The sequence below is a fragment of the Urbifossiella limnaea genome, from assembly GCF_007747215.1.
Taxonomy (GTDB): domain Bacteria; phylum Planctomycetota; class Planctomycetia; order Gemmatales; family Gemmataceae; genus Urbifossiella; species Urbifossiella limnaea.
Genome location: NZ_CP036273.1, coordinates 1,658,713 through 1,679,372, shown reverse-complemented (window position 1 = coordinate 1,679,372; position 20,660 = coordinate 1,658,713). Strand labels below are relative to the sequence as shown.

Here is a 20,660-nt window from a genome sequence, read left to right as displayed (position 1 = left end):
CTGACCGTAAGCCCCCGACGACCGGCCAGGAGCGAGTCGGTTGGGGCGCCTACCTCCTGACCCAACCACTAGCCAGCAGCGAGTACCCGACCGTGACCGACCCGATTGACACCCCCGTCACCTACGAGGCCCAGACGATGACCGACACGACCACCGAGACCGACCCGACCGCCACCCCCGCCCCGGCGGCGCCGCGGCCCCCGGCCGGCCTGATCTCGGCCCGGGGGCGGTGGGCCGCCCCGCCCCTCCCCCCGCAGTCCCTCTCCACCGTCCGCCTCGGGGAGGACGCCACCCTCATCGTCCCGTTCACCGACTCGGCGGCACTCACCAGCCGCCACTTCATCCGCTCAGCGACCGGTAACGGCGGATACGTCCGCTGCGAGGGCGGGGGCTGCCTGCTCTGCGCCCTCGGGAAGAAGGCCGAGGACGTTACCCTGCTGCCGGTGTACGTCCCCGCCGACGGGGCCGTCCGCGTCCTGGCGATCGGCGACAACGTCCGCCCGGGCGCCCTGGGGCCGAAGCTGGTGCCGATCCTCGACCGCGTGATGGCCGGCGAGAAGCTGGTCGTTGAGATCCGCCGGCTCCCGGACTTCAGCTTCGAGGTGGCCGCCTTTCCCCTCACGCCCGGCGGGGCAGACGGGGCCCCCGTGATCGCGCAGTTCTTGGCCAACCTGACGTCGGGCGCGGTGCGGCTCGCCGACGTCTACCCCGCGCGCCCGCGGGCCGAGCTCCTGAGCATCCCCGGGCTGGCCGCCGAGGCCCTGATGCGCGGCATCGAGTCGTGACCGGCACCCCCGTCACCACCGTGGTGGCCGGGGACGAAGCCCTGGCGGAGTTCCGCCGGGGCCTCGATGGTCCCTCCATCCTCCGGCACCTCGCCGCCGCGAACGGCCCCCTGCTCGTCGGCCTGCCGGTCGGCGTCGGCAAGAGCCACGCGTTGGACGCGGTCGCGGCCGAGTTGGCGGCGACCGAGCCCGACACTCTCGTCCTTGTCACCGCCCCGCGCACCGACATCCTCGTCGAGACCCGGGGGCGGCTCCGCGCTCTCGGCCTCGCCCCGGTCAACCTCGACCGCCGGCCGCGGAAGCGGTGCGGCCCGCTCGACGCCGAGTGGGCCGAACTCGAGCAACTCGGCTGCGCGGCGCTGGCACGCCGGGATTTGTGTGGCCGCTGCCCGCACCAGTCCACCTGCGACTGGCTGTCGCGCTGGAAGGGCCTTTCCGGGAGCCGGCTGGTTCTCGCCGCCCAGCAGCACCTGGCGACCGACCCCCACTTCGTCCGCCGCGTCCAAGCCGCGACCGGCGCGGCGGACGTCGTCACCCTCGTCGACGAGTCGGACCTCCTCCTCCGGCCGTTCCGCCGCCACGTCGCCGGCCCCGACCTCCACCGGTTCGCGGACGCCGCCGCCGCGACCGGGTGTGCGACCGGGGCGGCGTGGGCGGAGGCGTGCCGCACCCTCCTCGCCGCGGGCGACGACCTCTACGACCCGTGGCAGTTCCCGGGCTTCAGCGCCGGGTGGGCCGCGGACGTCGCCGCCGCCGGCCGCGCGGCCCACCGGCCCGCCTTTCGGTTCGTGGCCTACGACGTCGCGCAGTTCGGCCGGTCCGACCCCTCGACCCGCGACCGCCTCCCCGACGGCGGGGTGCGGTTCGCACTTCCGCCAGTCCTCGGCGACCGGTCGATCGTCTTCTCGGGCTCGGCCGCCCCCGGCCTGGTCCGGTTCCGCCTCGACCCCGACCACCGCCGCGGGGCGATCGCCGCGCCGTTCGCCGACTACCGGTTCGCCCACCCCGGCACCCGCTGGGTAAACCTGGCCAACGCCGCCGGCACGGCCAAGTACTTCCCGGCCAACGCGGGCCGCATCCTCGACGTGTTCGCCCGACTGGTCGCCCGCAACATCACCAATCGGAAGACGACGCTCCTTGTCTGCAAGAAGCAGTTCCGGGAGCACTGTCAGTCGGCGATGCAGCGGCGGGTCAAGGCCCTCGTCGGCGGTACCGTTCGGGTGGTGACGAAGGGGTGGGAGCGGTACGACCTGACCGACCCCCGGGTGATCCCCCTCATCACCTACGGCGTGAGCGGCATCAACCGGTTCGAGTTGCACGACGCGGTCTACTGCCTGACCGGGTACTACGCCGCCCCGGCCGCCGTCGAGTGTCTGGTCAACGACTTCGAGCCGGCGGGCCGGCGGGTCGCCGTCCGGCTCACCTTCGGCACCAACCCGCCGCGCCGCGCGGCCGTCGTCGAGGACCCGGCCGTCGCCAACACCATCGTGCCGCAGCTGGCGGCCTGGGCGCTGGAGCAGAAGGAGGCGGACGTGGTCGTCCAGGCCGTCGGCCGGGTCCGCCCGTTCACCCGCCCCCGGGAGGTCGTGACGTTCCAGGTCGGAGCATTGCCGGGCGCGCCATACGACCTCGAGTTCCGCTCGCCGGCCGAGCTCCGCGCCCACTTCGGCTTGCCGACCCCGGCGGAAAGGCGGCTGGCAGCACGGGTCGACCAGGCGGCGGAGGCGGCGCGGCTGCGGGCGGGAGGGACGACGAGGCGGGAGATCGGGGCGGCCCTGGGAGTCAGCCTGGCGACGGTCAAACGCCTCCTGAAGGCGGCGAAGGGGGGGGCTCAAAGTGCATCTTAATACTATTAAAAGGCCCGCTGAGCCCCCCTCCCCCGGCCTCCAACTGGCCCCGGGGTGGGTCGACCTGGTCGCGGCCGCCGTCGGCCCTTCCCCCGTGCGGCTGAGCGTGACGCCCGCCGCCGCCGGCCGGGCAGACGACGTCACCCGCGTCTCGACCCCGCAGCCGGCGGCCGGGATGGCGGCGTTCGCCCGCGGCCGCGACGTGAGCGTGGTCGGCATCGCCGTGACCCAACAACCGAATTCTACTCCAGGCGCGAGTGCGGCCGCAACGACACGCGTCGGCCTCGCGGTCGGCGTCCCCGACGGCGGCGGGGTCCTCCTCCACCGCTACGACGTCGACCTCGGCGACCCGGCCGTCGCCCCCCACCTCTCGGGCGTACTCCGCCCCGGGGTCACTGTCGTCGGCCACGGCCTGGAGGACGTGCTGCACATCCTGTGGCAGCTCGAGATCCCGGACCCGCAGTGCGTCTGGGACGTGCGAGTGGCGGCGGCCGCGTTCCTCCTCGGCGTCCACCACCCGCGATACAGTCCGGCCGCCGACACCGCCGCTGCCATCGCCGCCCGGGGGGACCTGACCGCCGAGCGGGCGGCCGCGACCGGGCTGCACGCCCTGGCCGCCAGGTACGGCGTGCCGATCGCCGCCGCGGGCCCGGCCGACGTCGCCGCGACCGCCGCCGGCGTCTACCTCGGCCAGGTCTCCGAGGCCGCGACCCGCGGCGTCCTCGACCACCTCGTCCGGGTCGAAATGCCGTGGGTCGTGACCACGGCGCGGATGTCCTGGCACGGGGCCCGGGTCGATCCCGTCCGGTCCACGTCCGTCGCCGCGACCGCCGCGACGCACAGTCGTGACCTGCTCGACCGACTCGCGACCCTCGGACTCCGTGGGGTCGGCGACGAGGACCTACGGGCCTACTTCGCCGCCGCGGAACTGCTCGACCACTTCCGCCGCGGCGACGGGTTCGACTTCGGCGGCGACCGGCTGGACGGCGCCGCCGACCGCCCCGAGGCAGTACCGCTTATCCGGTGTCTTCGACGGATCCAAACGCTCCGGGCGAACCGCGTCCTGACCGGCGAGTTCACCGGCCCCGACGGCCGCGTGCACCCGCGGTACCACGTCCTCGGCGCCCACACCGGGCGGCTGACGTGCGACTCCCCCAACCTCCCCGGCATCGGCCGCATTTTCCGACCGCTGGTCGTGCCGGACCCGGGGAACGGGATCGGCGAAGCCGACTGGGCCCAGATCGAGGTCGGGGTGACCGCGGCCGTGTTCGGCGACGACCGACTGATCGCGGCGTTCAACGCCGGCGATGTGTACGCCGCCGCCGCCCAGATCGTGTTTGCCGCTGACTTGCCGCCCGATGCCGCTAACCTGACACCGACAAACTTCCGGGCGGCGTACCCCGACCTGCGCGAGCGGGCGAAGGTGGCCGTCCTGGGGCTGATCTACGGCCTCGGGCGGGAGGGGCTCGAGGCTCGGCTCGGGCCGAACGCCACCGCCTTCGCGGCGGCATTCGCGGCCGCCTATCCGGCCCTCCACGCCGGCCTTGCCGCGGCACGGGCGCAGGGGGCGAGTCGCGGCGGTGCCGTCTCCGGATCCGGGCTCCGGCGTTACCGGCCGGCGGCCGGCCCGCCGTCCCGGTGGGAGCGGAACTGGTTCGTCAACTTCCCGGTCCAGGCGGCCGCCGCGACGCTCTTCAAGGAGGCCGGCAACCGGCTCGACCGCCTCTACCGCCCGTACGACGCGCGGCTGATCCTACCCCTCCACGACGCCTTCGTGTTCGAGGCGCGGCTGGATCTACTACAGGAGGTCGCCGAGCTGACCCACGACGTGATGGGCGCGGTCGTCCGCGAGGCGTTTCCCGCCCTCCGCCCCCGGGTCGTGATCAACACCGAACACCCCGGCTGCTGGAACAAGGACGGCCGTGCCGACTCGCTCGCCCGGTGGGCGGCCGACCCGCTCTTCGCCCTCTGACGCCCTGGGCCGCCCCCGCCGCCGCACCAGCGCCGGCGGCCGCAGTTCGTTGCTGCACGGGACCACCCGCCGTCGCGACGCGGAAATTTCACGGCCGGCTGGCGGACTCGGGCGGGGATGGGGCACACTCGTTGGGGTCACCCGGGGAGGAACCAGGATGGCGATCAGGACGGTACCGCACGAGAGGGGTCCGACGGCGGTGGTGCTCTGCGACGCCTGCGACCGGCTGATCGGGGACGCGGCCGACGGGGTGGCGGTGTACGAGCAGAACGGGCCGTACGGCGACGTCGGCCGGGTCCGGCACGCTCACCGGGCCGGCCGGTGTCTGGCCGTCGTGGGGCGGGGGCTGGTAGGCCCGGACGGGCCGCCGGCCGTTCACGCGCTGGACGTACACCTGGCCGTCCTGGCGTTCAACCACGCGCTCCACCCCGAGGACCTCGGCCCGGTGCTGGACCGCGAGCTCCGGGCGCCCGGGAGCGGGTCGAATCCGACGGCCGGTGACGACCCGGGGCCTTCTGGGGAGTGAGACCGAGACCCGGGCGCCGAACGCTTCCGCTACGGTGGCACCTCCGGGTCCTCCGTCCGGGGTTAACCGGACAAAGTGACGCCGTGGGGGTGGTTCGGGCCCGCGCTGGAGTCAAGATGCATTGGTCGTGACCGTAGCTCGGCGGTGGAGGCGGCAAACCCGTTTGTCCGGGCCGACTGCCGGCCGCGAGGAGGCCGTTCTTCCGGCCCTCAGCGCCGGAGGCCGGGAGCCGGCCGGACGAGGCCAGCGTGACACGGCCGCAGGGGGAGCCGACTCGTTGGGTTCGTTTCGCCGACTCCGCCCGCACCTCGTACACGCCGCGGACTGTTGCGTTCTCCAGACATGCGTCGAGTCCCGCCCCGTCTTCCGTCGGAAACGCCAGATCCCGGGCAGATCGACGCCGTTCTGCTGACCGTAACCACCCCCGCCGCGTCGGTGCCGCTCGCGGTGTTCGGAGGTGGGTTCGTTTCGCGAAGTCCACGCGGTCACCAACCGAGTGCAGGTGCGGCCGTCCGACCGGCCGTGATACACTCGCCATCACTCCAGGAGCCCGCCATGGTGTCCCCCGCCCGCCTCGCCGCCAACCGCGCCAACGCCCGCCGGTCGACCGGCCCCCGCACCCCCGCCGGCAAGGCCGCGTCCGCCCGCAACGCCGTCCGCCACGGCCTGTACGCCGCCGCCGCCCTGCTCCCCGCCCTCGGCGAGACGGCCGCGGACTGGGACGACTTCCGGGCGGCCGTGGCCCGGTCCCTCCGGCCCGAGGGGGCGGCCGAGGCGGCGACGGCCGAGCGGGTGGCGTGGGTGCTGTACCGCCAGCGGCGGCTCGCGGCCCTGGCGACCGGCCCCGCCCCGGCGGCGCTGCCCCCCGACCCGGACACGATCACCGGCGAGGGGGTTGATCACTTCATCCCGGTCAGCCCGGCCGCCCCGCCGGCCGTCCGCCTGGCCCACGCCCGCGCCGCACTCGCGGGGCAGCGGGCGGCGGCCGCCGCCGACCGGGCCGTGGCGGCCGCCCTGGCCGGGGCGGACGTCGAGCTCACCCTCGGGGCGGTGGTGACGGCGACCCAGGTGGCGGGCGAGTTGCTCGGCTGGCGGATCCAGCGGAAGCCGGACCCGTGGGTCGGCGTGCTCGCCGGGCTGGGGGTCGAGGTGGCAACGCCCATCGCGGCCGAGTGGACGGCGGACCTGCTGCGCCGGGTGGTCGGCCGGGCCGGCGGGTGCGACGGCCGCGACCCGACGGTGTTCCTGGCCGACGTGCGGGCCGCGGTCCTGGCCGGCACCGAGGCCCGCGGCGGGAGGGGCCGCGGCCTGGAGGCGACGGAGGCGTCGCTCGTGGCCGAACTCCGGGCGGCGCGGGGCCGGGCGGCGACCGACGCGCTGCTGGCCGCCGGCGGGCTCGGGGAGCGGACGGACCGGGCCGAGGCGCACCTGTCGCGGGAGCTCGACCGGGCGCTCGCGACTCTCGCCCGGCTCCGGGGGCTGCGGCCACAGCCGACGCACCCGCGCCCAAGCCACCCGGTCGAGGACGTCGGGTTCGTGCTGCGGCGGGCTGGGCTGGTGGGTTGACCCAGCGTCCCACACAACCGCCATAGGGCGGCGTCCGTACGCCGGGGACCGGGCAATCCCCGCGTATCACGGCGGCAACATGCCGCGGTGGCCGGTCGTCGAGCAGCGAGGTGGCTGGTAGCGCGGGCACAACCGCTCGGATGTGAGGCCGGACCGGCCACTGACACCGCTGCCGGGCAACCCGACCTCGCGGTCCCGCCGGCCGTATCGAGTCGACCCGGTAGCTGCCGTGTCGGTGTGGTGGTTATCCCGACCTGCGTCGCCGCCGCGGCAGTGGGTCGACGTTCGCACGCCACCGCACCCGATAGGCCCGCGCCCCTCGACATGAGGTGTGCTGGTGCGGATTGAACAGCCGCTTGCTGAGGTCGACTCGTTCATCACGCCGACAGACGACAGGCGGGTGGCGGCGGGGCCGAGCGGGCGGCTGCCAGAGTCGCGAGCGAAAGGGATGACGACCGAACCGGAAGTGCTGCTCGCCAGGCTGCTGGCCCTGGACCACCTCGACCGGGCGGAGACCGACCAGGTGAATACGGGGGCGTACACCGCCGCGGCGGTGGAGTTGCGCGAGCGATCCCCAAACTGAGACACGATCGGTCGATCGACGCTCTGGTGACCGACGTGATAATACAGGGGCTGAGCGGGCGGCACGAGTGGCGGGGTTGCGGCCGCGGGTGAGGGTGCGGTGCCTTTCGGGGTACACGCCCGAAGCGGTGTTGCGGCGCGGCGTGGCAGAGTCGGCGGTGGTGTACCTGCAGAATCCGTTCAGCCAGGCGGGGCTCACCGCGAAGGTGCTCGACCCCCGGCGGGAGCCTGAGCTACCGCCTGCGGCTTCGCGCCGGGCATCGCGAAGCCGCAAGCGGCAACACAACTCACCCCACCTCTACCCCTCCGCGGAACGGCGCCGACGTGGCGTAGAACACGTCGCGCCGCAGACCCGTCAGCGGGTCGTAGATTCCGACCAGCGGCCACGCCCCAACGCCCGCTCCCGCCAGCACCTCCGCTCGGCCGTCGCCTTCGAGGTCGGTCGCCACGATGCGGGCGCCGCCACGGTCGGCCGGCTCGCCGGCGAAGAACGACGCGACCTCGCGCGGCCCGTCGCCGGCCGCGAGCAGCCGGCCGCTGTACACCACCACCCGCGGCGCCCCACCGGCCCCGGCGCCCATCACCACGTCGGCGAAGCCGTCGCCGTCCACGTCCGCGGACGACACCCAGAACCCGCTCCGCAGCTCGGGCGCGAACCCGAAGAAATCGTTCGCCAGCCGCGCCGGCTCGGCCATGCCGACCGTGCGGCCGTCGTACACGGCGACGCGCGGGCCGCCGCCCTCGCCGGCGGTCACCACCACGTCGGCGGTGCCGTCGCGGTTCACGTCGCCGGTGGCGACGCGGAGGCCGCCGCGGAACGTCGGGTCGAGCGCGAAGAAGTTGGCGATCACCGCCCCGGTGCGGCCGTCGAACGCCCGCACGATCGGGCCGCCGCCGGTGTCCGGGGTGACGATGATGTCGGCCACGAAGTCGCCGTTGAGGTCCGCGGCCGCGACGCGGAGCCCGCCGCGGAACGACTCCTCGAACGCTAGGAAGCTCCGCACCTCGGCGCCGCTGTTGCCGTCGAACACCTTGACCACCGGCCCGCCGCCGGCGCCGGGCACGACGACCACGTCCGGGATGCCGTCGGCCGTCACGTCCGCGGTGGCGACGCGGGCGCCGCCGGCGAAGTCGCCGTACGAGCGGAACCGGAACCGCTCCGCGCCGCCGGCGAAGTCGAACACGCGGACCAACCCCGTGCCGCCTTCCCCTTCCGCAACAGCCGCGAGCGCCGCCGGCCGGGCGCCGGGGTTGAACGCGGCGAAGTTCGGCGCCGTAGCAGCGGCGGGCGGCGTCGGCACGTCCGGCGTGGTGGTGAGGAACTGCCGCTTGCTGATGTCGTCGGGGGCGGTGGGGAAGAAGTCGATCGGGGGCAGCGTGCCCGGCACCACCGGCAGCGCCACCTCGCCGAAGTTGAACGGCCCGCGGATCGGGAACGGGGCCAGCGCGATGTTCGAGATGACCTCGTTGCCGACCGTCGCCGGCGGGCCGTTGGAGTCGCCGTCCTGCTCCCGGCCGTCGGCGTACCCGGCCGGCTGGCGGTCCTCGGTGAGCGTGTACAGCCCGGCCGGGATCGGCACGAACTCGTAGCGGCCGTTCGCGTCGGTCAGCTGTGTCAGCCCGCCGGACACGTCGGCGGCGGTGAGCGGCCGGGCGAACGCGGTGCCGGCGAACGCGGTGCCGCTGATGCTCACCGGCACGTTCGGGATGCCGCGCTCGCCCGGGTCGCGGACGCCGTTGCGGTTGGCGTCCACGTACACGAACCCGAACGGGTCGGCCGGCGGCAGTTCGCCGAAGTTGTAGTCCGTGCCGTCCGCCCCCGCCGGCAGCGAGATGAGCACGATGCGGTTCTTGTTCGGGTCCGCGGTGAACGTCGGGCTCGGCGTCACGACCGTGCCGCCGGCGCTCCCCTGCGTCTCGGCCCCGTCGTAGAAGCCGTTCGTGAGCGTGCTCGGCAGCGGCGGCTGCGTCTCGGTCAGCGTGTACGTCCCGGCCGCGAGCCCGGTGAAGATGTAGCTGCCGTCCGCGGCCGTGGTGGTCGTGCGGCTCACCGCGGTCCCGGCGCCGTCGGTGCCGGTGAGTGTGATCGTGACCCCCGCGATGCCGCCCGGCGTGTTCGTGCCGGGGACGTGCGCCCCGGTCTCGGCGCGCGGGCCGGTGAGGGTGCGGACGCCGTTCATGTCGAAGTCGGCGTACACGAACCCGCTCAGGCTGCCGGTGACCTCGCCGAAGTCGTAATCGACGCCGCTCTGTCCCGGGGTGAGGTTCACGCCGGTGATCTGGTTCGGCGTCGCCGCGGTCCCGGGCGTGTCGAAGCCGGTGCCCACGTTCGCGGCGCGGTCGGCGTACAGCGGCGTCGGCCCCTCGGTGACCGTGTACCCGGCCTCGCCCGCCGGGAACAGGTTCAGCACCGTGTAGCGGCCGTCGGCGTCCGTCGTCACGGTCACGTTGACCGGGATGCCGTTCACGTCGGTGCCGGCCACGGTGACCGTCACGCCCGGGATGCCGGGCTCGCCGGGGTCGCGGGTGCCGTCCATGTCGGTGTCGATGTACACCCGGCCGCTCAGGCTCCCGAGCACCTCGGCGAAGTTCTGCCCCGTCAGGCCGGTGGTAGGAACGAACACGTCGCGCACCGTCGCGGGGCCGACCGGGCCGTCGGCGTAGCCCGTGGGCTGAATCTCGACGATGCGATAGTTGCCGGCCGGGAGGCGGTCGAAGATGTAGCCGCCGGTCGCGTCCGTGGTGGTGAACGCAATCAGGTTGTTCGTCACCGGGTCGCGCAGCTCGACGCGGACGTTCGGGATGCCGGGCTCGCCGGCCTGCGGGGCGCCGTCGCGGTTGTCGTCGCGGAACACGGTGCCGCTGACGAACGTGGGCAGTTCGCCGAACGTGTAGCCGACGCCGGCCTGATTCGGGCCGACGACGATGCCCGAGATCACGTCGTTGCCGGCGGTACCGGCGAGGCTCCCCTCGCGGTCGATTCCGTCGCCGTAGGCCGTCGGCTGCGTCTCGGTGATGGTGTAGGTGCCGGGCGGCAGGCCGGTGAACGAGTAGTTCCCGTTCGCGTCCGTCGTCGTCGTGTACGGCTGACCCGTGGCCGGGTCGAGGACCGGGTTGCCGAACACGTCGGTGCCGGTGAGCGTGACGACCACGCCGCCGATGCCGGGCTCGCCCGCGTCCTGGGTGCCCTCGTTGCTGTCGTCGCGGAACACGGTGCCGGCGAGCGAGCCGGCGCCGGCGAACCCGAAGTCCACGTCGCGCCGGTTCGTCCGCGGGTCGCCGACGGCGCCGGACACGACCACGTCCACCGGGTTCGTGGCCGCGAGCGTGCCGTCGTCCAGCGAGTCGGTGAGGGTGAAGCCCGGCACCGGCAGCGTGACCTGCACGCGGTAGTCGTCCGCGAGGCCGTTCACCATGAGGCCGGGGAACAGGTACAGGCCGTTGGCGCCGGTGGTGGTCGTGAACGTGACGTTGTCGGCGGGCGTGTTGATGTCGCCGTCCGGCCCGACCCACGTCAGCGTGACGGCGGCGCCGGGGATGCCGGACTCGCTCGCCTGCTGCACGCCGTCGCGGTTCTGGTCGACGTACACGCGGTCGCCCAGCGACGCGCTGCCGACGTAACCGAAGTCCACGTCGGTGCGGCTCGGGGCCGCAGTCGTTAGCGTGATCGGCGCCGCGGTGCCGGCGTCGTTGGGGGTGGCGAGGCCGTCGAGGTCGAACGTCTGCGTGGCGTTCCCCGGCAGCGTCGCCGGCGTGACGACGACGCGGAACCGGCCGAGGTCCAGCGGCAGGCCGTTGAAGGAGTAATTCCCCGCGGCGTCGGTCGTGGTCGCGCCGGTCACGTCGTCGGCGGTGCCGAACGTGTCGTCGGCGCCGGACCACGTCAGCGTCAACCCGACGCCCGGGAGACCCGGTTCGAGGGCGACCGCGCCCTGGAGGGAATCGCCGTCGCTGTCGATCCACACGCGGTCGCCGAGGGCGCCGGTGCCGCGGTAGCCGAAGTCCTGCGCCTGGTTGCTCGGGGCCCCGGCGCTCAGCGTGAGTGACGACGTGTTGTCGCCGGGGCTCGCGGTGTCGGGATCGACGGTGTTCGTGAGCCCGGCCGGGACCGTGCTCGCCACCACCGTCACGACGTAGGGCACGGCCGCGGTGCCGTTGTTCTGGAACACCGGGAGGCCGCTGAGCTGGTAAAACCCGTCGGCGTCGGTGGTGGTGGTCAGCGTCTCGGTCACGCCGTCGCCGTTGAGGTCGGCGGTGAGCGTGACGGTGACCGCGGTGAGCCCCTCGCCGGGGTCGAAGCTGCCGCTGGCGTTCACGTCGAGGAACACGCGGTCGCCGATACTACCGGGGCCGCGGTAGCCGAAGTCCTGCGCGAGGTTTACCGGGTTCGCCGGGTCGAGCGTCAGCGCCGCGGTGCCGTCGTTGCCGCCGTCGGGGTCGGTGGTGTTGGCCACGCCCGCCGGCAGGGTGGTGCCGGCCGGATCGACCGTGACCATCCAGGCGACGAGCGTTCCGGTGCGATCGCGGACCGGGAGGTTCGAGAAGTCGTAGACGCCGGCCGCGGTGGTGGTGGCGAAAAAGTCCTCGGCGGTGCCGTCGCCGTCCACGTCGCCGCGGAGCCGCACCACGACGCCGGTGATCCCCTCGCCGGCGTCCGGGAGGCCGTTGCCGTTGGCGTCGAGGAACACGGTATCGCCGATGCGGCCGGGGCCGCGGTAGCCGAAGTCCTGCAGCTGGTTGCTCGGCGCACCCGCGGTCAGCGTGAGTGACGACGTGTTGTCACCGGTGCCGGCGGTATCGGGATCGACGGTGTTCGTGATCGGCGCGCCGGCGCCGGTCTGCGGCAGGGTGGCGGTACTGATCGTGACCGTGTACGGCACCCCGGCCGCGGTGACGCGCAGGAACGGGAACTGGTAGAAGCCGTCGGCCGCGGTGGTGGTGGTGAGCGTGTCCGGGGTGCCGTCGTTGTTCAGGTCGCCGCTCAGGGTGACGGTGACGCCGTCCAGCCCTTCGCCGGCGTCGAACGTGCCGTTGGCGTTGATGTCGAGGAACACGCGGTCGCCGACGGTGCCGACGCCGCGGTAGCCGAAGTCGATGTCGGCGCGGTCCACGCCGGAGGTGGTGGACACAACCACGGGGTTGGTCGCGCCGAGGACGCCGTTGTCGAGCGAGTCGGTGAGCTGGTCGAAGCCGGCGCCCGCGGGCGGCGTGGCGGTCACGGTGTAGCTGCCGGGCGGCAGGTTGCCGACGGACCAGATGCCGTTGGCGCCGGTCGTGGTATTACCGGTCTGGTCGTCGCCGCCGCCGAACACGCCGTCCGGGCCGTGCCACACGACCTGGATGCCGACGCCGGGAATGCCGAGCTCGGTGCCCTGCTGGACGCCGTCGCCGTTGAGGTCGTAGTACACGCGGTCGCCGAGGCTCACCGGGACGTACAGCCCGGCGTCCGCCGTGATGTTGTTGTCGCCGTTGGCGAGAGCGTAGGTGCCGGTCCGACCCGTCACCGGGTCGGCGTCGCTGTCGGTGGCGTCGGTGGCGACCGCCGAGTCCTGCACGGTGCGCGTGTAGGTGACGCCGCCGGCGGTGGTGCCGAACACCACCTGGTAGTTGCCCGCGGCCAGGCTCGTGAACGAGTACAAGCCCCCGGCGCCGGTCGTGGCGGTCGCCAGCGCCACGTCCTCGCCCGCATCCGCGAAGTCGCCGTCGGCGTTGCGGTCGAAGAACAGCGACACCCCCACGCCCGGGATGCCCACCTCCGCCCCGCCGTCCTGCCGGCCGTTCCCGTTGGAGTCGAGGAACACGGTGTCGCCCAGGCTCGCCGTCCCGCGGAACCCGAAGTCCACGTCGCGGCGGTCGTTCAGCGGCGACCCGTCCGTCGGCGACACCTGCACGTCCACCGGCCGCACCGCATTCAGCGCCGCGTCGTCGAGCGAGTCGGTGAAGATCGGAAACGCCGCGGGGGCAACCACGGTCACCCGGTAGTTGGGGTTCGCGCCGACCAGCGAGATCGCCGGCAGGCCCGGGAACAGGTAGTTGCCCAGCGCGTCCGTCGTGGTCGTGAACGTCACGTCGTCGCCGCCGCCGACCGCGCCGTTCGGCCCGACCCAGGTCGCCGATACCGCCGCGCCCGCGATCCCCGGCTCGTTTGCGTCCTGTACCCCGTCGCCGTCGGCGTCGTAGTACACCAGGTCGCCGAGGCTGGCGTTCCCCTGGAACCCGAAGTCGTACGTCACCTCGTTCTCGCCGAGCGCCAGCGTCTTCGTCACCGTCGCGGTCGCGCCGAGCGCCCCGTTATCGAGGCTGTCCGTCAGCACCACGTTCGCCGGCAGGCCCGCGGCGCCGGCGACGCTCACCTGGTACCCGCCCGGGGGCAGGAACCCGAACGTGTACAGCCCGGCGGCGTCCGTCACCGTGGTGAACAGGCCGTCGTCGGGGTCGGTGAAGTCGCCGTCCGCGTTGGCGTCGTAGCGTAGGGTGCCGGTGACGCCCGGCAGGCCGGGTTCGAGGCCGTTGGCGTCCTGCACCCCGTCGCCGTCCGCGTCGAGGTACAGGCGGTTGCCGATCGACCCGGTGCTGCGGTACCCGAAGTCCACGTCGGTGCGGGAGACGCCCGAGGTGATCGGGACGGTGACCGGATTCGTCGCGGAGAGGGCGGCGTTGTCGAGGCTGTCGGTGAGCGCCCACCCCAGGCCCGCGGGCGGCGTCGCCGTGACGCGGAAGTTGCCCGGCGGCAGGTTGATCACCAGCCAGCCGCCGTCCACGCCGGTCGTGGCGTTGAACGTCAGGTCGTCGCCGCCGCCGAACGCGCCGTCCGGCCCGAGCCACACCACCTCGATCGCGGCCCCGGGGATGCCCGGCTCGCCCGCGTCCTGCACGCCGTCGCCGTCGCGGTCGAAGTACACCCGGTCGCCGATGCTCACCGGCTGGTACAGGCCCTGGTCGATCGTCGGGTTGTTCCCGCCGGCCGGAAGTACCACGCCGGCCGTCGCGCCCGACGTGGGGTCGCCGTCGCTGTTGGTGGCGTCGGTGGCGACCGCCGAGTCGCGCACGGTGCGGACGTAGCCCGGCAGCGTGCCGAACGTCACGACGTAGCCGGCCGCGTCGCTCGGCCGCAGGCCCGCGAACTGGTAGAAGCCGGGGTTGCCCGCGTTCGTCGCCGTCGTCGTGTTCAGCGTCACCGGCTGGCCGCTGTCGTCGGTGCCGGTCAGCGTCACGGCCACGCCGTTGAGGCCCGGCTCGCCGCCGTCCTGGCGGCCGTTGCCGTTCAGGTCGTGCCACACGAAGTCGCCGAGCTGCGCCGGCAGCACCTCGCCGAAGTTGTAGTTCGTCCCGGTCTTGCTCCCGACCAGCCCGATCGTGATGGTGGTGATGGCGTCGGCGTCGCGCGGCGCCCGCGGCGTCACCGCCGGCGTGCCGGTGCCGCCGAACGGCGCCCCTGGTGTGGACGTGCCCGGGGTGTCGCGGCCGTCGAGCAGCCCGGCCGGCTGGTCCAGTTGCGTCAGCGTGTACGTCCCGGGGCGCAGCGCGGTGAAGTTGTAACTCCCCGTCGCCGTCGTGATGATCGTGCTCACCGCGAAGCCGAGGTTGTCGGTGCCGGTGAGCTGGACGCGGATCGAACTCGTGATCAGCGTTTCGCCGGCGCCGGGCTCGTACAGCCCGTCGTTGTCGAGGTCGCGGTAGATGACGCCGCCGATGGCGTTGCTGTTGACCGTCACCCCCTCGGGGTCCGATGCGACGTAGTCGTTCACGCCGCCGGCGCCGGTCCGCTCCACGCTCGCCGGGTTGTACGGCGTCTGCGGCGCGGTCACGTCGCCCGGCAGGCTCGTGTACGTCAGCGCCGCCGTGTTCGTCACCACCTGCCCCGGCGTCGTCGTGCCGTTGAGCCGGGCGCGGAACGTCAGCGTGCTTGACTGGCCGAGCGCCAGGCTCGTGAAGCTGGCGCTGAGGGTGCCGGCGCTCGCGCCGAGCGTGGCGGGAACCACTCCCGCGGTGTTCGTCAGCGACCCGGCCACGTAGGTGAGCCCGGCCGGGATCGCGTCCGTGAGGGCGATGTTGAAGGCGTCCGCGTTGCTCGCCGGGGCGTGGTCGATCACCAGCGTGAAGGTCACCGCGTCGGCGTCGGCGTTGCTCGCGTCGCCGGTCGTCGGGGTCACGGTCTTCGTCACCCGCACCGTCGGCTCGGCCACGGTCACCGCCGGGGCCGACGTGGTGCTCCGGTCGACGCCGCCGGTGGCGGTCGTGGCCGAGTTCGTGAGCGCCGTGCCGCGCTGGTTGCCGGCGGTGTTCAGCACCACCACCGTGTACGTGAACGTCAGCGTCTCGCCGTCGGGGTCGCGGTCGGCGTTGACCAGGGTGCCGACGTTGAAGGTGATGCTCTGGCCGGGGGCGGCGAGGGCCGCCCGGGCGGCGGCGAGCACGCCGGCGAAGCCGCCGGGCGCGTCGGTCGTCAGGCCCACGTCGGCGACCGCCGTCAGGCTGTCGAGGCTGACCACCGCCAGCCCCGCCGGGAGGACGTCGCGCAGCACCCCTGTCGGCGTCGTGCCTTCCGGGATCGTCACCACCACCTGGTACTGCACCTGCTCGCCGACCGCGACCGTGGTCCCGGCCGTGAACGCCTGGTTGGTGCCGACGATCGACTTGACCACCGGGGCGTTCACGAACACGTCCTCGAAGTCGCTGTCGAGGTAGTCGTTCGGGTTGGTGCCGCTGCCGGTCCGCTCGCCGGTGTCGGTGCCGGGGGTGCCGGGGGTGGCGCCGCCGGTCGGGTTCACCGGCGTGCCGTTCGTGCCGGGCAGGCTGGTGTACGTCAGGTTCGCGGTGTTGCGGTAGGACCCGGGCCCGACGTTCGCCACCAGCCGGGCCGTGTACTGGAACGACACCGTGCCGCCGACCGCCAGCGCGTCGGCGGTGAAGGTGACGGTGTTCCCGGCCACCGCCACCGCGGCGTTGGTCGCGCCGGTGGTGACAAGCGACCCGGCCACGAACGCCACGGTGTCGTACCCGACGGCCGGGAGGATGTCGGTGAGCACGAGGTCGAACGCGGTCGTGCGGTCGGCCGCGTTCGGGTTCGAGAACGTGACCGTGAACGTGATCGTGTCGCCGGCGTCGCCGACGGTCGGGTTGGCGGCCTTCACCAGGTCGGTGATCGACGGCTCGGCCACCCGCACCCGCACCAGCCCGGAGGTGAACACGCTCGTCCCGTTCACCAGCGCGGAGTGCATGTTGTCGCGGTTGTCGCCGGCGTCGTTGCTGCCGGCGACGGAGTTGTCCACCAGCGCGTTGAACTCGACCACCACGAACTCGCCGTCAACGTCACTGTCGGTGTTCGTGAGCGTGCCGAGGCTGAACAGCGGGTCGGTGCCGGTGACGAACGAGCCGCCGGTGATGGCGCCCGGAGGGATCGTGAACGTCGGCACCACGGCACCGCTCGCCCCCGTCACGGCCAGCCCGGCGCCGGCGAGCGTGGTCGAACTGATGCCGCCGCCGTTCGACACGAACGCGACGCGGGCGCTGCCGTCGTTCAGGAACGTCAGGCCGGTCGGCAGATTGTCGCGGAGCTGGAAGTTCGTCGCCGTCCCCTCGGCGAGCTGGAACGCCAGCCGGTAGCGGACCACCTCGCCGACGGCGACGACGCGCGGGCTGCCGGTCGTGCCGGTCCCGGCCTCGGACGTGGACGCCTCGCTCGTCGAGACGATCGACTTCGTCCCCGCCGTCGGCACGGTCACGGTCGCCGTGTCGGTCGGCACGGTGGCCCCGGGGATGACCGTCGGGTCGGTGTAGTTCGGGCCGTTGTCGCTGTTCGAGTACACCGGCACGGTCGCGGTGTTCGTCAGCGCCTGGGCCGGCGCCACCGTACCGGCGATGGTCAGGTCGAACAGCACGACCACGGCGTTCGAGCCGTTGGTGATGGCGACGTTGCCGAGCGCCTGGTCGGTGCGGGTGCCGCGGCTCAGGCCGCCGCCGCGGGCGTCCTCGGCGGCGCCGCCCACGTTCCCGGCGGTGTAGTTGTCGGTCAGCTCGATGACGAACTCGCCGGTCGTCGCGTTGTAGCTCACCACCGTGTAGTCCACTCCGGCCACCAGCTCGGCGCCGCCGGACCCGCGGAAGACGTGGCCGGGGAACGCCGCCGGGACGACGTACCCGGTCGGGAGCACGTCGCGGATGCGGGTGTCGAAGGCGTCGCCCCTGCCGACGTTCTGGGCCACCAGCGCGAACCGCACGCGGTCGGCGGCGTCGAGGCTCGCGGTGTTGGCGTTGCCGAGGGCCGTGGCCTCGGCCACGGTGTTGAGCTGGTTCGAGAACCCGAACGCGGTGCCGGGGCCGGTGAACACCACGTCGCCGAACGTGGTGCCGGTCGCCGCCGCGGCCCCGGCCTGGGTGCCGACGATACCCTTGTAAAGGTTCACCGCCGGCCGCACGAGCCCGAACCGGTTGAGGTCGTCGACCGTGGTCGTCCCGGCGTTGGTCGAGCCCTCGAACACGCGGAGCTGGTTCGTCAGGAACAGGTCGGTCGCGAACGGGTCATTCCCCACCGTGAACGTAACCAGGACGGAGACGACGGTGAAGCGGTTCTGGGCGTCGTCCTGCGTGCCCAGGTCGATCGTCAGGCTGTTGTTCGGGGCGTCGATGGTCAGGATCGGGTTGCGGCCGGTCCCGTTCCCCGGGGCGAAAGTGCTGAAGTACGTGTCGCTCTGGAACCCCGCGGCGCTCACCCCGCCCGGCGTCACCCCGCTCACGAACACCCCGACCTCGCCCGGGTTGAACCCGTACGCGGCCGGGTCGCGGGTGAACGTGGCGGTGTTGTTCGGGGCCTGCCCCAGGTTCATCACGGGCAGGGGCGGGAAGTCCACCAGCTTTAGGTCTTCGAACCGGCTGATCGGGAGGGTGTACGTCAGTAGGTAGGTCACCCGGTCGCCCGCCTGGACGGTGAACGGCGGGTTGGCGGACCCCTGCGCGGGGACGCCCTGGCCGTTGATCGCCACCAGCTGTTTCGTCTCCTCCCCGTACGGAATCGCCACACTCGTGCCGCTGTCGTCGGACCCCCGGCCGATCACCGTCGGGGTGGGGTCGTTGATCGTGCCGGCGGAGATCAGGTCGCCGAACACGCCGTCGCGGGCGGGGGTGCGCGGGTCGTTGACCGTGTTCCCGAGCACGTCCCCCTGGTCGACGGTCGGGTCGCCGGACCCCCCGTTGGCCACCCGGAACTCGTCGCCGAACTCGTCCGTCACCTCGACGTAGAAGACGATCGTGCCCGTCACCGGGCCCGGGGGCGGGTTGGTCTCCGGGTGGTTGTCGTTCTGCGGGCCGGTCCCGTCGTTCAGGATTTCCGCCCCGACCAGCCGCCCGGCGGTCGGTCCGAGCCGGGCCTGAAGTTCTTGCGACACGTTGAACTGGAGGTACGTAGTCCCGGCGTCGCTCGTCGGCCCGTCCGGCTGCACGTTTGGGGGGAGGGCGTTGAACACCGCCCCGGTCGGGCCGTCGGCCGGGAACGACGTCGGGTCCGAGGCCGCGGTCCCGGCCGTGTAGCGGCGCTGGTACTCGATCGTGTCGGTGCCGGTGAACGCGCCCGCGGTCGTCTGCCGGGTGCCCGGTGCCCCGGTCAGATAGGCGTTGGTGACGGTCAGCGTCGGGAACGCCGTCGTCGGGTTCCCGCCGACCGGCCCGAGGTACAGCCGCTGGCCGTCGCCGACCACGTCGCGGACGAACACGTCGTTCAGCGCGACGTAGTCCGACACCTGGAAGTTGAGTGTGTACCGGATCAGCGACTGCCCCGGCCGGATCGGCTGGCCGGCCGGCACGACCGCCCCGGTGTCCTTGTCGACCACCGTCGCCGACTTCTGAATCGCGACCGACTGCTGCTCCAGCGTGTGCGACAGGACCGACCCGGACGCGGCCGGGCCGACGTCGTTCTGGGCCGGGTCGCGCGTGTCGACCGGCGTCCAGTCGAGGGTGGAGCTGGCGGTGTTCGTGGCGGTGGTGCTGTCGGTCCCCTGCGGGACGGTCGGGTTGGCCGGGTCCGGGGCGACGGGGGCGCCGGCGGTGTCGGCGTCGCGCGGGACGTAGAAGTTGAACTCCAGGGCGGCGTCCACCCCGGCCACTCCGGTGTGGGTGAGGCCGCCGGGAAGGAACTGGTACGTGATGCTCCCGCCGGGCGCCGTCGGCACGGGGGCGCCGGTCGCGGCCCCGCCGGTGGCGGTGAGCTGGCCCGGGACGAACGTGCTCGACCCGCCCGTCCGCGACACGGCGATGTTTGGGTTCCCGGCGATCACGGTCGTGTCGCGGGCCACCAGCTGCATCGTGTTCGCCAGCGCGTCCGTCACCCGCAGGTCGGAGACGGTCTGGCCGGTCGCCACGTCCACCTCGATCCGGTACCGGCGGACGTAGTTCGGGCCGGTAGCCGTCTCGCTCTCCGGGCCGGTGTAAATCTTGGTCAGCCGGTACAGTTGCGGGGTGATCGTCCCGTCCACGCGGGCGGCGTAGACCGCCGGCCCGTTCAGGGCGGGCTCGTCGTCGCGGAACCCGCCGACGATCGAGACCGGCATCGGGGTGTTCACGTCGGCCCGGGTGCTAGTCGGGAGGGTGACCTGCGCGGTCGTGGTCTGGGCAGGGGTGAAGCTGCCGAACGGGCTGCCGTAGAAGTAGATCGTGTCGCCGGTGTTGAACCGGCTCCCGTACACCGCCGCGAGGTTCCGCGTGTCCCCGGTGATCGGGTTCACGTACGTCGTCTGCCCGGCGATGAGGGTGACCGACCCGCGGGGGGTGAGCGGCTGTCCGGCGATGGTCACGGACGGGGTGCCGATGCCGTCCACCGCCCCGCCGCCGGAGGTGCCGTCCGGCCCGGACGTGTCCACCGCCAGCTCGATGAACGGCCCGTACCCGGTCGTCGTCCCGGTGTTGGCGAACGTCACGTTGTAATTCACCGTCTCGCCGAGGAGCGGCTGCGTATCCGCCGGCAGCCCGCTGACGGTGGCGACGGGGGCGGGGTTGCAGCGGTCTTCGAGCCGTTCGAGCTGGTCGACGGGGCGGGTTCGGCGGACCGGGGCTGTGAGCAGGGATCGCGCGATTCTGCGGGAGATGGGCCGAGTGGGCGTCATGCGAACTCTGCAAAGAATGTCGTGATCGGGAAAGATCCCCAAACTCTACGCCATTACCGCCCCGCGTGAAAAGGGGGGTCGGATTTTGCCTCAGTTCGGACGGGTTGGGTCTTCTCGTAAGTCGGGTCGAGTGTGCGAGGACCGACGCGGAGTGAGAAACTGGTGGGTCGAGTTTGTGGCGTAAAACCACGCACGGGTTTTGTTTCCGGTCGCGGCTGTCGGAACGAGCGCCCCGCGTCCGGGCTCGACGACTCGACCCGACCAACGGGCTCACCGAGCCGTGGCGTC

At 73.1% G+C, this 20,660-nt stretch carries 7 protein-coding genes; 6 read left to right on the top strand and 1 reads right to left on the bottom strand.

What is annotated here, in order from left to right:
* Positions 1 to 92 precede the first annotated feature (92 nt).
* The 6 genes from ETAA1_RS06685 to ETAA1_RS33380 all read left to right on the top strand — a co-directional run bounded on the left by ETAA1_RS06685 (position 93) and on the right by ETAA1_RS33380 (position 7,279).
* A complete protein-coding gene (locus tag ETAA1_RS06685; RefSeq protein WP_145235431.1) occupies positions 93 to 785 on the top strand; it encodes a hypothetical protein in 693 nt (230 codons plus the stop codon).
* Entirely contained in the window at positions 782 to 2,632 is a 1,851-nt protein-coding gene (locus ETAA1_RS06680; protein ID WP_145235429.1) for a helix-turn-helix domain-containing protein, read from the top strand. The genes ETAA1_RS06685 and ETAA1_RS06680 overlap by 4 nt, the downstream gene beginning before the upstream one ends.
* Positions 2,633 to 2,738: 106 nt before the next feature.
* Positions 2,739 to 4,604, top strand: coding sequence for a DNA polymerase (locus tag ETAA1_RS06675; RefSeq protein ID WP_145235427.1), 1,866 nt, complete (start codon positions 2,739 to 2,741; stop codon positions 4,602 to 4,604).
* A 157-nt stretch (positions 4,605 to 4,761) separates the two neighbouring features.
* Entirely contained in the window at positions 4,762 to 5,130 is a 369-nt protein-coding gene (locus ETAA1_RS06670) for a hypothetical protein (RefSeq protein ID WP_145235425.1), read from the top strand.
* A 555-nt stretch (positions 5,131 to 5,685) separates the two neighbouring features.
* On the top strand, positions 5,686 to 6,696 hold the full coding sequence (locus tag ETAA1_RS31585; RefSeq protein WP_202920706.1) for a hypothetical protein: 1,011 nt from the start codon (positions 5,686 to 5,688) through the stop codon (positions 6,694 to 6,696).
* A 448-nt stretch (positions 6,697 to 7,144) separates the two neighbouring features.
* Entirely contained in the window at positions 7,145 to 7,279 is a 135-nt protein-coding gene (locus ETAA1_RS33380) for a hypothetical protein (RefSeq protein ID WP_261342009.1), read from the top strand.
* Positions 7,280 to 7,565: 286 nt separating this feature from the next.
* Here the strand turns inward: ETAA1_RS33380 and ETAA1_RS06660 are convergent, their stop codons facing one another.
* Positions 7,566 to 20,372, bottom strand: a complete 12,807-nt coding sequence (locus ETAA1_RS06660) for an SdrD B-like domain-containing protein (protein WP_145235423.1) — start codon at positions 20,370 to 20,372, stop codon at positions 7,566 to 7,568.
* Positions 20,373 to 20,660 lie beyond the last annotated feature (288 nt).